At 70.9% G+C, this 14,486-nt stretch carries 12 protein-coding genes; 9 read left to right on the top strand and 3 right to left on the bottom strand.

Annotation, left to right across the window (positions count from 1 at the left end; translation table 11 throughout):
* The first annotated feature begins 10 nt into the window (after positions 1-10).
* The 7 genes from amiA to ACIQLD_RS13740 all read left to right on the top strand — a co-directional run bounded on the left by amiA (position 11) and on the right by ACIQLD_RS13740 (position 7,734).
* Entirely contained in the window at positions 11-109 is a 99-nt protein-coding gene (gene amiA / locus ACIQLD_RS13710) for a streptamidine family RiPP (protein ID WP_017831216.1), read from the top strand.
* A gap of 85 nt (positions 110-194) precedes the next feature.
* Positions 195-995 carry a hypothetical protein gene (locus tag ACIQLD_RS13715; protein WP_402608697.1) on the top strand — a complete coding sequence of 267 codons (801 nt, stop codon included), beginning with the start codon at positions 195-197 and terminating at the stop codon, positions 993-995.
* A complete protein-coding gene (locus tag ACIQLD_RS13720) occupies positions 992-1,969 on the top strand; it encodes a CocE/NonD family hydrolase (RefSeq protein WP_402608699.1) in 978 nt (325 codons plus the stop codon). The genes ACIQLD_RS13715 and ACIQLD_RS13720 overlap by 4 nt, the downstream gene beginning before the upstream one ends.
* A complete protein-coding gene (locus tag ACIQLD_RS13725; protein WP_402608701.1) occupies positions 1,966-3,369 on the top strand; it encodes a YcaO-like family protein in 1,404 nt (467 codons plus the stop codon). Before ACIQLD_RS13720 ends, ACIQLD_RS13725 begins: the two co-directional genes overlap by 4 nt.
* A gap of 8 nt (positions 3,370-3,377) precedes the next feature.
* Positions 3,378-4,400 carry a hypothetical protein gene (locus ACIQLD_RS13730; RefSeq protein WP_402608703.1) on the top strand — a complete coding sequence of 341 codons (1,023 nt, stop codon included), beginning with the start codon at positions 3,378-3,380 and terminating at the stop codon, positions 4,398-4,400.
* Positions 4,397-6,031 carry an ATP-binding cassette domain-containing protein gene (locus ACIQLD_RS13735; RefSeq protein ID WP_402608705.1) on the top strand — a complete coding sequence of 545 codons (1,635 nt, stop codon included), beginning with the start codon at positions 4,397-4,399 and terminating at the stop codon, positions 6,029-6,031. Before ACIQLD_RS13730 ends, ACIQLD_RS13735 begins: the two co-directional genes overlap by 4 nt.
* Positions 6,028-7,734, top strand: coding sequence for an ATP-binding cassette domain-containing protein (locus ACIQLD_RS13740; RefSeq protein WP_402608707.1), 1,707 nt, complete (start codon positions 6,028-6,030; stop codon positions 7,732-7,734). The genes ACIQLD_RS13735 and ACIQLD_RS13740 overlap by 4 nt, the downstream gene beginning before the upstream one ends.
* On the opposite strand, the gene ACIQLD_RS13745 is transcribed toward ACIQLD_RS13740, so the two are convergent.
* Positions 7,695-10,229 (bottom strand): DEAD/DEAH box helicase, encoded by a 2,535-nt coding sequence (locus ACIQLD_RS13745; RefSeq protein ID WP_402608709.1) that lies wholly within the window; start codon positions 10,227-10,229, stop codon positions 7,695-7,697. The genes ACIQLD_RS13740 and ACIQLD_RS13745 overlap by 40 nt on opposite strands.
* Before the next feature lie 152 nt (positions 10,230-10,381).
* Between ACIQLD_RS13745 and putP the strand changes: the two genes are divergently transcribed.
* A complete protein-coding gene (putP, locus tag ACIQLD_RS13750; RefSeq protein ID WP_402608711.1) occupies positions 10,382-11,893 on the top strand; it encodes a sodium/proline symporter PutP in 1,512 nt (503 codons plus the stop codon).
* A 22-nt stretch (positions 11,894-11,915) separates the two neighbouring features.
* Here putP and deoD read toward each other — a convergent pair whose 3' ends face one another.
* Both deoD and ACIQLD_RS13760 read right to left on the bottom strand, forming a co-directional pair.
* Positions 11,916-12,629, bottom strand: coding sequence for a purine-nucleoside phosphorylase (gene deoD, locus ACIQLD_RS13755; RefSeq protein WP_402608713.1), 714 nt, complete (start codon positions 12,627-12,629; stop codon positions 11,916-11,918).
* Between the two features lie 107 nt (positions 12,630-12,736).
* Positions 12,737-13,591, bottom strand: a complete 855-nt coding sequence (locus ACIQLD_RS13760) for a sigma-70 family RNA polymerase sigma factor (RefSeq protein ID WP_402608715.1) — start codon at positions 13,589-13,591, stop codon at positions 12,737-12,739.
* A gap of 92 nt (positions 13,592-13,683) precedes the next feature.
* Here ACIQLD_RS13760 and ACIQLD_RS13765 point away from each other — a divergent pair, with 92 nt between their 5' ends.
* The gene (locus ACIQLD_RS13765; RefSeq protein WP_402608717.1) at positions 13,684-14,478 is read left to right on the top strand and encodes an SDR family oxidoreductase; all 795 of its coding nucleotides are present in this window, start codon (positions 13,684-13,686) and stop codon (positions 14,476-14,478) included.
* The last annotated feature ends 8 nt before the right edge of the window (positions 14,479-14,486 follow it).

A 14,486-nucleotide genomic window follows, 5' to 3' on the forward strand; every position in this document is an offset into this window, starting at 1 on the left:
GGAGCACGAAATGGAAAAGCAGATCCTCGCCGAGATCGAAGAGTCCGAGCAGCTGGCGCACCTGTCGGCATCGCACTCGAACGCCCTGGTCGAGAACCCGTTCGACTGATCGCGGATCCTTCCGTCGCGCTTTCGAGCGCACTCCCGTCCGGCCGGGCGTTCGCGCCCGGCCGGGCCCATCACCGAGAGACACCATGACTTCCGAACCCCGCATCCTGCCGCTCCCCGACTCCGGGGCGCATCTCGTCATCGGCGCCGACGGCCGCCCCCGGATCCGCCTGCGCACCGGACGATTCGTCCTGGTCGACGCGCCGCGCGTCGCTCTGGTCGAGGCCCTCGCGAGCGGGGCTGACGGAGAGCGCTCGACCGCGCTCGACCGACTGACGCTCGAGGTGCAGGGGCGGGAGACCGTGGACGCCCTCCGCCGTTGGCCGGAGGAGCGCCGCGACGTCTGCCTCCTCGGAACCGGCCCGCTCGTCGACGAGCTCGAGCGCGTGCTCGCCGCCTGGGGTGCCCGGGTCGCCGTCCTGGATCCGGAGGCGGCACCGTCCGAGCATGCTGCGCTCGTGGTCGCCTATGCCGAGGACGCCCCCGGTTGCCGCCGCTGGGCAGAGCTCGATCAGCTCCCGGAGCGAGGCACCGCGTGGCTCCGCGTGCACCGCGAGGGTGAGGTCGTGCTGATCGATCCACTCGCCCTCTACCCCAGCGACCCCACCTCCGTGCAGGTGGCCGCGCGGCGCGTGGCCGCGAGCAGCGCGCCCGCATCGGCCGAGGCCTGGCAGCAGGCGGGTCCGCTCATCTCTGGCGCGCTCGACGATGCCACCAGAGCGCTCGTGCTCGCCCGACTGCTGCACATGATCCTCGCCTGGGCTCGGGACGACGCCGAACTCGACCGCCTGCGCACGACCCTCTGGAAGCTGGTGCCGGCGATCGGATCGGTCAGCGAGCACACGGTGCTGCCCTTCCCCGCGGCTCCGCGTCGGGTGCTCCGATGACGCCGCCGCGCGACGCCCGCCCCCACGCCGTCATCGCGGAGGACGGCGCCCTGTTGCGGGGCTGGGTCTGGGAGCGTGCGGAGCCCCGTGGCGTGGTGCTCATCCGCACGCCCTACGGTGCCTGGCGACACGGTGACACTGCACGGGCCTGGGTCGGTCGTGGCTACCGCTGCGTCATCCACGACGTACGCGGACGCCACTCGTCCGACGGTGACTGGCACCCCTACCTCGCGGAACGCAGCGACGGGCGCGCGGTGGCCGAGCAGGTCAGGGCCGAGAACCCCGGACTCCCGCTCGTGCTGTCGGGCGGCTCGTATGCCGCGCACACCGCGCTCGAAGCCGCCAGAGCCGCCGACGTCGACGCGCTGGTGCTCCTGGTCCCGGCGCTCGGGCTCGCCGAGACCGCGTGGGACGAGAACGGGCGTCCTCAACTGCGCGACCGGATCGGGTGGTGGCATCAGCACGGCCGCGGCCCCCGTTCCCTGCCGCCGTTGTCCGATGAGCAGCTCGCGGCGTGCGTCCAACGGGCGGCCGACATGGGCGTGCACCGTGCCGCCGAGGAGTGGGGGTGGTCGTCCGAGGTGCTGTCCGGATGGCGACGCCTCTGGTCCGCTCCGGCCGTCGACCTCGACCGCGCCTACGGGGCGCTCCGTGCACCGTTGCTGCTGATCCGCGGCGATCACGACTTCTTCTTCACACATGCCGGACGACTCGCGGCCGCCTGGCAGGGCCCCGTCCACCTGGTCGACGGTCCGTGGGGACACCGACTGGCCGCGGACATCGACGACGACGAGGTCCGTTCCCGGCTGCGCCGTGCGGGCGGCATCGGCGGCGTGCTCGACTCCTGGCTCGCCGAGACCGGCCTGCCGACCACGGCATCCGCGATCGCTGCACCCGCATCGGGGCGGAGCCGCCGCACCAGATCGGCCTTCGAGTCGGAGACCGGTCGCTGGCGGCACGAGAGGACAGCATGAGCGTGTACGACACCCTTCACCCCCGCGCAGCCCGTGCGACGCTGTCGGCCGAGGTGCTGGTCGACGCCGAAGCCGGCATCATCCGCTCGGTGCGGGAGGTGCCGCATCCGGTCGGCGCCCCTGACCGGTACCTGGCGCTGACGGCTTCGGTCGCCGACGCGCGGATCCTCGGCGAGTGGCCGGCCGACCGGGTGTCGCTCGGCACGTCGTTCGGCGATCCCGCTCAGGCTCGCATCGCCGCGATCGGCGAGGGCGTGGAGCGGTACTGCGGCAACTGGCTGCCCGACGAGCTGCCTCGTGACGAGCTCCGTGTCGGCACCGCGGACGAGCTGCGCGCCGAGGGCGAGAGCGTCGTCGACGAGTCCGCTCTGCCGCGCTTCGCCGACTGGCAGCTTGCACGCCCCGGGTTCGCGTACCAGCGTCTGCTCCCCTCCACACCGACGCTCTGGGCGCGCTGCGACGAGCTCGACGGCGGCTCGGTGTGGGTGCCGGATTCTCTCGTGCACCTGAACTGGCGGCAGTCCCGGTTCCGGGCGCTGCCGCGGACGCACCACCTGAACTACGCCGGCATCGCGACGGGCGCCGGCTTCGACGATGCCCGCGACCGCGGGGTGATCGAGGTGATCGAGCGGGATGCGCTCGAAGTGTGGTGGCACCTGGACGGACCGACGTTCGGCATCGATCCGGCCACGGTCCCCGGCCTCCTCGACGACCTTCGCGGAAGCAGTCTGCGCGTGTGGCTGGTGGCGATGCCCTCGGAGTTCGCCCCGGCGATCGGCGCCCTCGTGCACGACGAGGAGCGCGGACTCTACGCCGCAGGATTCTCGGCCTCGCTCGATCCGGCGCGGGCCGCGCGGAAGGCCGTGCTCGAGGCGGTGCACACCTGGATCTACACGCAGGGATGCACGACGGCCGACGGATGGGTGTTCCGCGCCGTCGCCGCCGGACTGATGGCGAAGGGCCTCACCCTCGACTTCCGGCCGGATGCCGACTACCGCGCCGCGGCCGGGTCGCAGTTCGAGAACGTGATCGACCTGGGCGCGCATGTGCAGGTGTGGCTCGATCCGTCCGTGCACGACGAGGCGCGACGGTTCCAGTCGCCCGCGCAGGGTGTGCGCCCGCTGAGCGCGGTGGAGCCGGTGACGATGCACGAGGTGTACGGGCGTCTGCGCGAACGCGGTCATCGCGTCCTGTCCCGCGACCTCACGACCTCCGACGTGCGACGCACCGACCTGCGCGTGGTGCGTTCGATCGTGACCGGACTCGTGCCCAACGCCCCGGCGGCGTTCTCGTACCTCGGAATGCCGCGGTTCCGAGAGGCGGCCGAGGAGCGGGGGTGGCGCACGACCTGGACCGGCGGCCCCGAGGACTTCACGCTCCTCCCGGCTCCGCACATGTGAGGGCCGTCATGGATCGCACACTCCACGAGAGCCGCGGCCTTCCTGCCCCGCTCGACGAGGCGCTGACCTCGCGCGCGCCCGCAGGTCCCCTGCCGCCGGGGCCGCGGGCGAACTCGTGGGATCGGGTCGGCGCCGTGGCGGACGAACCTCGCCGCGGGGCGTCAGAGCTCGTCGACGGCCTGTGGCGGCCGGGGGAGTTCCACCGCAGTGCCGACGGCTCGGCCACCCGCATCCGTCGGCGCCCCGTCCCCTCGGCCGGGGCGTGCTATCCGGTGCAGACCCACCTGGTCGACGCGAGCGGCGTGCGCTGGGCGGTCGATCGGGAGGAGGGGGCCTTCCGGCGTCGTGACCTCGCATGCGACCGGGCAGACGGGTGGCCGTCGCCGACCTCGGACGACGGCACCGCGCGCCTGGTGTTCACCGTGCTGCCGGGGCGGTCGTTCGGCCGCTACCGGCACCGGGCGTGGCCCCTGTGGATCGCGGATGCGGCCTACGCGGTCGCCGCCGTGCGATTCCTGCTGGGGGAGCGCGCCGGGCCCGTGCAGGTCGGTCCCTCGAAACGGCTGCGGGAGATGCTCGGCGTCCCCCGGGCGGCCGATGCCGACGCCTGGATCCGCCGAGGACTCGCACCGGAGATCCCGCTCGCCGCCGTCGAGATCCCCCGCGTGCCGGTGCCGGACGCCGCGGCTGCGCAGGCTCTCGGCACGCGACGCTCGCCCGCCATCGCGGAGTTCGCCGACCGGATCGGGGGCTCACCGACCACCGAGGTCGAGCGCATCGCCCGCGCATCCGGCCAGGCCTGGGTGCGCGGTGCGACCGAAGTGCGCTCCTGGTCCGTGCCGAGCACGGCGCCCGCGACGATGGTCGGCGCGGCACTCTGGAGCGCCCATCTCGCCGCCGCACGACTTTGCTACGAGGCCGCACTCACCGGAGGCAGGCGCGCGCGCCCCGTCTCCGGCTTCCCTTCCACGGGTGACCGGTGGATCCTCCACGCGGTCGCCTTCCTCGACTCCCCCGGAGGTGCACGATGATGATCGTCCCCGAGCTGTGGCGCGAAGCGCGACGGCACCCCTGGCTTCTGTCCGTGAGCATCCTGCTGCTCCTCCTCGTGTTCGCGACGCACCTTGCGCAGGCGCTCGCCCTCGCGTGGTCTCTCGCCGCTTTCGTGCGCGGCGACGCGGTCGGCGCGGTGGCGGGCATCGGTGCGATCCTCGTGATCGGGGTGGCGCGGATGCTGCTGACGCTGGCGCAGGGCGATGCCGCCGCTCGCCTCGGAGGGCGGGTCAGGGAAGATCTGCGGGGTGCGGCCGTCACCGCGGCACTGATGCCGGAACGATTGCACGACGCCCGCCTCCGCGACGGCTCGACCCAGCTCGCGCTCGGCGACGGCATCGACGGCACTGACGCCTACGTGTCGAAGTACATCCCCGCGGTGGCGCAGCTCGTGGTCGGCAGCCTGATCGCGGTGTGCCTGGTCGCGGTGCTGTCGCCCCTGATCGCGCTGTGCGTCGCCGCGGGGATCCTGCTCGCGGTGCTGGGTCCCTTGGCCTGGAAGCGGATGCTCGCCCGGCGCGGTTTCGACCACTGGGACAGTTACGAGGCTCTCAGCGGCGATCTGCTCGAAGCGCTCCGGGGGATGTCGACGCTGCGGGCGCTGGGCGATGTCCCGGCGACGCGTGCACGGTTGCAGGCGAGGTCGGAGTCCCTGCGTGAGGCCACCGAACGCGTCATGCGGTCGTCGCTCGCCGAGACGGCGATCACCGACTTCGCCGTGCAGGCGGGCGTGGTGATCGCCGCCGGGCTGGCCGTCGTGTCCGTGATGACCGGGCAGCCCCCGGCCATCGAGGTCTACGCGCTGCTCCTGCTCTCCTCGGAGGCGTTCCGGCCGGTACGCGAACTCTCGCGCCACTGGCATGCCGGATTCCTCGGGCTCACGGCGGTTCCCGGGTTGGCGGCCCTCGGTGCTTTCCGTCGGGTCGCGTCGGTCGCGTCGCCACGTGAGACAGGACCGGCGACCGGGGGAGACGTGCTGCGCATCTCCGGTCTGTCGTACCGATACCCCGGCACCGATCACGATGTCCTGCGCGGGGTCGACTTCCGTGCCGGGCGTGGCGAGGTGCACGCGATCGCCGGACCGTCCGGTGCGGGCAAGTCCACGCTGTTCGATCTGATCCTCGGTTTCCTCCCGCCGACGGCGGGAACGGTCGAACTCGACGGGCGCCCGCTCCGCCCGAACGATGTCGCCGTGGTCTCGCAACGCCCGGTGCTGTTCGCCGGCACGGTGAGGGACAACGTCGACCTGTTCGACGCCGGGCAGGAGGCGCTGGAGGATGCGTGCGCCGCGGCGGGCGTGCTCGACGAGATCCGAGCGATTCCCGGAGGCTTCGACGCGATGGTGGCGGAGGCGGGTACGAGTCTGTCCGGCGGGCAACGGCAGCGGCTCGCCCTCGCCAGAGCGCTGCTCGCCCACCGCCCCGTGCTGCTCGTCGACGAGCCGACCAGCGCCCTCGACGACCGCAGCGCCCTGACCGTCGCCGAGACGCTCGAACGCGTCGCCGCAGAGAGGATCGTGCTCATGATCAGCCACCGCCCCGAGGCTCTCGCCCGGGTCGCCGACGTGCGGGTGCTCCGCGACGGAATGCTCGTGGAGGAGGCCTCATGACCTCGTCCGCGGGCATCCTCGCTCGGCTGATCCCCCCGCTGCGACCCGAATGGCGGCGCATCGTCGGCAGCTATCTGATCGCCACCACGAGCCTGTGTGCGCTCGCGGCCATCGGGGTGCTCACCGCGCTCGGCGTCGGCGGGGCCGTCGTGCACGGCACCTGGCCGGCTGCCGCCTGGTGGTTCGCCCTCGGAGGCCTCGTGCTGCTGCGTACCTTCCTCACCTGGCGCGAGATGGACGTGTCGCACGCCCTCGCGTACCGCGTGCTCGCCCGGCTGCGGATGGCACTCTTCGACGCGTACGCGCGCAGTGTTCCCGGTCGCCGTCGCGAGCACTCCGGGCGCGCGGCGTCGGTCGCGATGACCGATATCGAGAAGCTGGAGTTCTTCTACGCCCACACGGTGGCGCAGATCGGTGCCGCACTCACCCTCTTCGTCGGAGCCCTGGTCTGCGCGTTCCTGGTGATGCCGGTGGTGGCGGTCGTGATGCTCGCCGGAGCGGTCGCGGTCGCGCTCACCGTCTGGGCCGGAGCGGGCCCGGCGCGGCGTATCGGTGCGCGCGAGCAGCGGGAGCGCGAGGAGCAGTCCGAACGGCTGGTCGACGCCCTCGGAGCGCTGCGCGAGATCCTCGCCTTCGGCCTGCAGAGCCGGATCGCGCGCGAGGCGGTCGACGGTACTCGACGCTCGGCGCGCATCACCCGCCGCCGAGAGGCGATCGCCCACCTCGTGGACGGCACGCGCGAGCTGATCCTCACCGCGGTCGTGATCGGGGTGATCGCCGTCTCCCTTCTCGACGGATCGGTTGACGGGGCGGTCGACGCCGCGAGAGCGGCACTGCTGCCCGCGGTGATCGCCCTCGCCGTCGCAGGCGTCGCCGCGGTGGCGGATGTCGCGCACACGGTGTCGGAGCTGCATCCGCTGATCGCCAGTGCTGATCGCGTGGGTGCGGGGCTGCACCGCCCACCGGTCGTCGCGCCGGTCGATCGTCCGTTCCCGCTGCCGCCGGGCCCGCTCGGGGTGCGCTTCGAGCGGGTCGCGTTCTCGTACGACGACCGCACGGAGGTGCTGCGCGGCTGGTCGATCGACGTCGATCCCGGCGATCACATCGCCCTCGCGGGGCCGTCCGGCGCCGGCAAGAGCACCGTGATCGCGCTCGCTGCGCGGCTGTGGGACCCGTCGGCGGGCACGGTCGCTCTGGTCGATGCGGCGGGGGTCGCGTACCCGCTGGGCCGCATCCGTGACGAAGACCTTCGCCGGACCGTCGCCGTGGTGGAGCAGGATGCGCGCCTGTTCCACGGCACCGTGCGCGACAATCTCGTGCGGGGCGTCGGCGCCCGCACCGACGAGCAGCTGCGCGAGGTGCTCACACGAGTCGGCGCCGACGGCTGGATCACTCTCGACGACGAGCTCGGCGAGCACGGGGTGCGGTTGTCCGGCGGGCAGCGCGCGCGGCTGGCCCTGGCGCGGGCGCTGTGCCGCGAGCCCCGGGTGCTCATCGTCGACGAGATCACCGCGAGCCTGGATGCCGCGTCGGAGCGCATCATCTCCGACGTGCTCGAAGGGTTCGACGGCACGGTCATCGCCGCCTCGCACCGGCGCGAGACGCTGGGGCGGTTCGGACGGGTGGTCGGCGTGGAGCGGGCAGGCCGTTCCGACGACGACGGCTACAGCCGGTCGACTCCGGTGACCGTGACGACGGCCTGACCGGCTTCGTCCGAGGCTGCGAGGTCGATCGTCGCGGTGATGCCCCAGTCGTGGTCGCCGGCGGGATCGTCGAAGATCTGCCGTGCGGTCCAGGCGGCGGGCCCCTCGGTGAGGATCAGCAGCTTCGAGCTGCGGGCATCAGCGCCGGTGAGGATCTCGTCGTGGTCTGCGAAGTATCCGTCCAGCGCATCCGACCAGGCATCGGCGCCGAAACCCGGATCGAGCTCGGCCAGCGCGTCCACGTCTTCCCTGGCCGCCAGCTGCACCCGGCGGAAGAGCTCGTTGCGCACCAGGATGCGGAAGGCGCGGATGTTGCTCGTGAGGCGTTTGGGCGCAGGCGGCACGATCGGCTCGTCGGGCGCGTGCGGATCGAAGCGTCCGTTGTCGACGCCGGCGATCAGCTCCTCCCACTCGTCGAGCAGGCTGGAGTCGACCTGGCGGACGAGCTCGCCGAGCCACTCGATGAGGTCGCGCAGATCCTCGTCCTTGAGCTCTTCCGGGATGGTCTGCGACGCCGCACGGTAGGCGTCGGAGAGGTAGCGCAGCACCACGCCCTCGGAGCGCGCGATCTTGTAGTACGCGACATATTCTCCGAACGACATGGCTCGTTCGTACATGTCGCGCACCACCGACTTGGGGTGCAGCTCGAAGTCGCGGATCCACGGCTGGGCCGCGCTGAAGGTCTCGAAGGCGGCGGTGAGCAGCTCGTCCAGCGGCTTCGGGTAGGTGATCTGCTCGAGCAGCTCCATGCGCTCGTCGTACTCGATGCCTTCGGACTTCATCGCCGCGACCGCCTCGCCCCGGGCCAGGAACTCCTGCTGGCTCAGCACCGCACGGGGGTCGTCGAGAGTCGACTCCACGATCGAGATCATGTCGAGTGCGTAGGAGCCGGTGCCCGTGCCGGCGGCGGGATCGGGGTCGAGCAGCTCGAACGCCGCGAGGGCGAACGGCGACAGCGGCTGGTTGAGCGCGAAGTTCGGCTGCAGGTCGACCGTGAGGCGGATGTCGCCCTCCGGGGTCTTCTCGACGATGCCCGACTCGCGGAGGGTGCGGTAGATGCCGATGGCGCGGAGTGCGAGCTCGCGCTGTCGCCTCCGCGGCTCATGGTTGTCGTATACCAGTGCACGCATGTTCGCGAACACGTCGCCGCCGCGGGCGATCACGTTGAGCATCATCGCGCTCGTGATCTGCATGTGCGAGGTCAGCGTCTCCGGCACGGCGTCGATGAGCTTGCGGAACGACGGCTCGCCCCACGACACGAAACCGTCCGGTGCCTTCTTGCGGACGATCTTGCGCTTCTTCTTCGGGTCGTCGCCGGCCTTCTTCACCGCAGCGACGTTCTCGCTCTCGTGCTCGGGCGCCTGCGCGACGACCGTGCCGGCGGTGTCGTAGCCCGCGCGGCCCGCGCGGCCCGCGATCTGGTGGAACTCGCGGGCGTTCAGCTGCCGCATCCGGGTGCCGTCGAACTTCGTGAGCGCCGTGAGCAGCACCGTGCGGATCGGCACGTTGATGCCCACACCGAGGGTGTCGGTGCCGCAGATCACGCGGAGCAGTCCGCGCTGGGCGAGCTGCTCGACCAGACGCCGGTACTTCGGCAGCATGCCCGCGTGGTGCACGCCGATCCCGGCACGCAGGAAACGCGAGAGGGTCTTGCCGAACGCGGTCGTGAAGCGGAACTCGGCGATGAGCGCGGCGATCTCGTCGCGCTGTTCGCGGGTGGCGACCTTGGTGCTGGAGAGCGCCTGTGCTCGCTCCATCGCCGCGGCCTGCGAGAAGTGCACGACGTAGATCGGCGCCTGTCCCGTGTTCAGCAGATCGTCGATGGTCTCGTGGATCGGCGTCGTCTCGTAGAAGAAGTGCAGGGGGACGGGACGCTCGACACCGGTGACGGTGGCCGTCTCGCGGCCGGTGCGACGGGTGAGGTCGGCGGCGAGCTCGGTGACGTCGCCGAGGGTCGCCGACATGAGGATGAACTGCGCCTGCGGCAGTTCGAGCAGCGGAACCTGCCACGCCCACCCGCGGTCGGGGTCGGCGTAGAAGTGGAACTCGTCCATCACGACCTGGCCGACGTCGGCATCCGTTCCCTGGCGCAATGAGAGGTTCGCGAGGATCTCGGCCGTGCAGCAGATGATCGGAGCGTCGGCGTTCACCGAGGAGTCACCCGTGACCATGCCGACGTTCTCGGCTCCGAACACGTCGACCAGGGCGAAGAACTTCTCGCTCACGAGAGCCTTGATCGGTGCCGTGTAGTAGCTGCGCCGTCCGGCGACGAGAGCGCTGAAGTGCGCGCCGACCGCCACGAGTGACTTCCCGGTGCCCGTGGGAGTGGAGAGGATCAGGTTGTTGCCGGAGACGATCTCGATGACCGCCTCGTCCTGTGCGGGGTACAGGCTGATGCCCGTCGACTCCGCCCATTCGACGAACGCGAGGTAGACGGCATCCGGATCCGCGGCGTCCGGGATGAGGGCGGGATCGAGCCGCGGAGAGGAAGTCATGGTGCTTCGATCATCCCTCATGCGCGGGGGCCCCTGCTCTGCGGGACCGAAGTGCCGCCGCGCCGGACCACGTCTGGGCGGCACCGCCTGGGGTTGACATCATCGAACGACGACCGGATGCGGTGGCTCCACCGCGAGGGGGGACGACGACGATGCCCGACCAGATCTTCACTTTCGCCGCGCTGGGTGTGTACTTCGCGGCGATGCTGCTCATCGGATGGATCGCCTTCCGGCGCACCGGCGATCACGAGGACTACATGCTCGGCGGACGGAACCTGCCGCCGTGGGTGGCGGCCCTCAGCGCCGGGGCCTCCGACATGTCCGGCTGGCTGGTGATGGGGCTGCCCGGTGCGATCTACGTCTCCGGTCTCATCGAGGCGTGGATCGCGATCGGCCTCACCATCGGCGCCTACCTGAACTGGCTGCTCGTGGCTCCTCGGCTGCGCGCCTACACGCAGGTGTCGCGCAACTCCATCACGGTGCCGAGCTTCTTCGAGAATCGACTCCGCGATACGACGCGACTGCTGCGGGTGGTCTCGGGTGTCGTCATCCTCGTCTTCTTCACCCTCTACATCTCCTCCGGCATGGTCGCCGGTGGGGTCTTCTTCGAGAGCTCGTTCGACGGCGACTACCTCACCGGCATGCTGCTGGTCACGGGCGTCACCCTCGCCTACACGCTCTTCGGCGGGTTCCTCGGTGCGTCGCTGACCGATGTCGTGCAGGGGCTCATGATGGTGATCGCGCTGGTCGTGATCCCGGTGGCGGCGATCGTCGCGATCGGCGGACTCGCCGAGACCGGGGAGCTGATCAACGAGGTGGCGCCGGACCACCTCTCCATGCTCTCCGGCACGGCGCTCACGGGCGGCACCATCCTCGCCATCGTCTCGTCGCTCGCCTGGGGCCTCGGCTACTTCGGGCAGCCGCACATCATCGTGAGATTCATGGCGCTGCGTTCGCCCCAGGAGGCGAAGAGCGCTCGACGCATCGGCATCTCCTGGATGATCGTCTCGCTCGGCGGCGCCGTGCTGTCGGGCCTGGTCGGCATCGCCTACATCGCCAAGACGGGCGTCGACCTCGCCAACCCCGAGACCGTGGTGCTGCTCATGTCGCAGACCCTGCTGCATCCGTTCGTCGCGGGCCTCGTCCTGGCGGCCGTGCTCGCCGCGATCATGAGCACGATCTCCAGCCAGCTGATCGTATGCTCCTCGGCCCTCGTGGAAGACCTGTACGGCGTGTTCCGGCGCACGCCGCCCTCGCAGAAGACGCTCATGCTGATGGGGCGGCTCGGCGTGCTCGGCGTCGCGATCGTCGCCGCGGTGCTGGCGATCACCCCGAACGACACGATCCTCGGACTCGTCTCCTTCGCCTGGGCCGGATTCGGCGCCGCCTTCGGCCCGGTCATCCTGCTCAGTCTCTACTGGCGCAAGCTCACCAACTGGGGTGCCCTGGCGGGGATGTTCGTCGGCGCCGCGACCGTGTTCATCTGGAAGGCTCTCGACACCGGGCTCTACGAACTGCTTCCCGCCTTCGTGTTCGCCCTGATCGCGGCCGTCGTGGTGAGTCTCGTCACGTACCGGCACGACGACGAGATCCAGCAGGAGTTCACCGACACCGGCGCCATGCTCGCTCTGCCCCGTCCGCACGCGGTCGGCGACACCCCATAGCGGCCGAGCGTGCCGGGGGCGCTCAGACCGCGGTGGCGGCGCGCAGGGCGATGCGGATCATCTCGCCGAACGTCTGCTCGCGCTCCTGCGCCGAGGTCTCCTCGCCCGTGACGATGTGGTCGCTGACCGTGCAGATCGCGAGGGCACGCCGACCGTAGTACGCCGCGAGGGTGTAGAGCCCGGCCGCCTCCATCTCCACGCCGAGGATGCCGTGCTGCACGAACGGCTTCATGAGCTCGGGGCGGGTGCTGTAGAACTGGTCGCTCGAGAACAGCTGCCCCACGTGCACGGTCGAATCCAGCGGTTCGGCCTCGCTCGCCTCGACCGCAGCGCGTAGCAGCGAGAAGTCGGCGACGGGCGCGTAGTCGAGTCCGTGGAAGCGGGTCCGGTTGATGCCGGAGTCGGTGCTGGCAGCATTCGCGATGATGATGTCTCGGATCTTGACCCGCTCGGTCAGGGCCCCGCACGAACCGACCCGAACGATGGTCTGCACGTCGTACGAGTCGAACAGCTCGTTCGCGTAGATCGCCATCGACGGCTGTCCCATGCCCGAGCCCTGCACCGAGACGCGGTGTCCCTCCCAGGTGCCGGTGAAGCCCAGCATGCCGCGTGTCTCGGAGTACAGTTCGGCGTCGTCGAGGAACGTCTCGGCGATCCACTTCGCCCGCAGCGGGTCGCCGGGAAACAGGACGATGGGGGCGATCTGACCGGGCTCTGCGGCGATGTGCGTGCTCATGGCCTCAGCGTAGCCAGCCTCATCCCGGTGCGCCGGCGAGTCCCAGTGCGGCGATGAGTTCGTACTGTGTGCGACGACGTGGGGCTGACACGCCACGATGCCGCGGCTTATGCGAGCGTGATGCCGTCCATCCGTTCCGGATCCGCGAGAACGAGCAGTGCCGCGATGCGTCCGTCCCGGATGACGAAAGACATGAGCGAGACGAGCCGGTCGACGTACGTCGCGGCCACACCGGGGCGGCCGTCGATGAGGACCGGAGTCGAGTGCGCGGCGAGCCGCGCGGCGAGCACCACCTGCGCGCCGATCTCCGCGGCGCCGGTGAGCGTCTGCGAACGGGAGCCGTAGTCGGCGTGCAGGGTGGCGTCTTCGTGCAGCAGCCCGAGGAGCGCGGCGAGGTCGCCTTCCTGGGCCGCAGCGAGCCAGGCCTCGACGAGCGCGCGGCCGCGGCGGCGGTCGGCCCGCTCGGGCGCAGAGATGTGGCGAAGTCTCCGGCGGGCGCGAGAAGCGAGCTGCCTCGCCGCATCGGGTGACTTGTCGAGGGCGACCGCCACTTCATCGAAGGGCTGACCGAACACGTCGTGGAGCACGAAGGCGATGCGCTCGGTGGGAGTCAGCGCATCCAGAACGACGAGGAGCGCCACGTTCACCTGATCGGAGCGGTCGACGAGATCGGCGAGATCGGGGGCCGGATCGATCGGCTCGTCCCGCCACGGTTCGACATGCCACGAGTGCTCGCGCGTGGAGCGGGGTGTCCGGAGCAGATCGAGGCTGATGCGCGAGACGACGGTCGTGCACCAGGCGTCGAAGTTCTCGATCCCGGAGGCATCGGTCCGCGCCAATCGCAGCCAGGTCTCCTGCACGGCGTCGTCGGCGTCGGCACTCGACCCGAGCATCCTGGTCGCGATCGCCCGCAGTCGTGGGCGGGCCTGCTCGAACCGCTGCGCCAGTTCCTCGTGGTCCATGTCACATCTCCTCGTCGTCGCTCGTCATGATCTCGACGGATGCGACGGCCGAGATGTGACGGGCCGGCGCCGGACACGAAAGGCAGACCATCATGAGCACTCCCATTCTCGTCACCGGAGGCACCGGGAACATCGGACGCCACACGGTTCCCCTCCTGCGCGCCGCGGGCAGGGACATCCGCATTCTGACGCGTCAGGCCCGGGATGCGGAACCCGGCATCGAGTACTCCATAGGCGACACGGTGAAGGGTCTCGGGCTCGATGTCGCGCTCGACGGTGTCGAGACCGTGCTGCATCTCGCCGGGGGTGCGAAGGGCGACGACACGGCCGCGCGCAACATGGTGGAGGCGGCGCGCGAGGCCGATGTGCGGCATCTGGTCCTCATCTCCGTGGTCGGCGCAGGGAGGATGCCCATCGGCTACTTCCGGATGAAGGCCGCGGCGGAACGGGCGTTCGAGGAGTCGGGCATCCCGTGGACGGTGCTGCGTGTCGCGCAGTTGCACGATTTCGCCGTGCCGATGGTGAAGGCGCTGTCTGCGATGCGGATCGCTCCACGGGGGCTGCGGTTCGAGAGCGTCGGAGTCGAGGTCGTTGCCGCGCGTCTGGCCGAGCTGACCCTGCGTGCACCGGCCGGGCGCGTGCCCGATCTGGCCGGGCCGGCGGTGCAGGAGATCGGCGAGATGGTGCGGGTGTTCGACCAGGCGCGCGGCGTGCGTCGTCGGCAGATGTCGATCCGCATCCCCGGCGCGGTGGGGCGCGCCTACCGCGACGGAGACAACCTGGCCGACAGGGCGGTCGTGCGTGCGGGGACGACGTGGGCGGAGTACCTCGACGCCGGCTCCACGGCCGGGGCATCGGCTGCCGTGGCGGCAGGGCGGCGCGTGTGAGGTGCGCC

The organism is Microbacterium sp. NPDC091662 (assembly GCF_044756705.1).
GTDB lineage: Bacteria > Actinomycetota > Actinomycetes > Actinomycetales > Microbacteriaceae > Microbacterium.

What these genes read in the sequence shown, in the direction of transcription:
- amiA (WP_017831216.1), top strand. Translation starts at nt 11, where the DNA reads ATGGAAAAGCAGATCCTCGCCGAGATCGAAGAGTCCGAGCAGCTGGCG.
- ACIQLD_RS13715 (WP_402608697.1), top strand. Translation starts at nt 195, where the DNA reads ATGACTTCCGAACCCCGCATCCTGCCGCTCCCCGACTCCGGGGCGCAT.
- ACIQLD_RS13720 (WP_402608699.1), top strand. Translation starts at nt 992, where the DNA reads ATGACGCCGCCGCGCGACGCCCGCCCCCACGCCGTCATCGCGGAGGAC.
- ACIQLD_RS13725 (WP_402608701.1), top strand. Translation starts at nt 1,966, where the DNA reads ATGAGCGTGTACGACACCCTTCACCCCCGCGCAGCCCGTGCGACGCTG.
- ACIQLD_RS13730 (WP_402608703.1), top strand. Translation starts at nt 3,378, where the DNA reads ATGGATCGCACACTCCACGAGAGCCGCGGCCTTCCTGCCCCGCTCGAC.
- ACIQLD_RS13735 (WP_402608705.1), top strand. Translation starts at nt 4,397, where the DNA reads ATGATGATCGTCCCCGAGCTGTGGCGCGAAGCGCGACGGCACCCCTGG.
- ACIQLD_RS13740 (WP_402608707.1), top strand. Translation starts at nt 6,028, where the DNA reads ATGACCTCGTCCGCGGGCATCCTCGCTCGGCTGATCCCCCCGCTGCGA.
- ACIQLD_RS13745 (WP_402608709.1), bottom strand. Translation starts at nt 10,229, where the DNA reads ATGACTTCCTCTCCGCGGCTCGATCCCGCCCTCATCCCGGACGCCGCG.
- putP (WP_402608711.1), top strand. Translation starts at nt 10,382, where the DNA reads ATGCCCGACCAGATCTTCACTTTCGCCGCGCTGGGTGTGTACTTCGCG.
- deoD (WP_402608713.1), bottom strand. Translation starts at nt 12,629, where the DNA reads ATGAGCACGCACATCGCCGCAGAGCCCGGTCAGATCGCCCCCATCGTC.
- ACIQLD_RS13760 (WP_402608715.1), bottom strand. Translation starts at nt 13,591, where the DNA reads ATGGACCACGAGGAACTGGCGCAGCGGTTCGAGCAGGCCCGCCCACGA.
- ACIQLD_RS13765 (WP_402608717.1), top strand. Translation starts at nt 13,684, where the DNA reads ATGAGCACTCCCATTCTCGTCACCGGAGGCACCGGGAACATCGGACGC.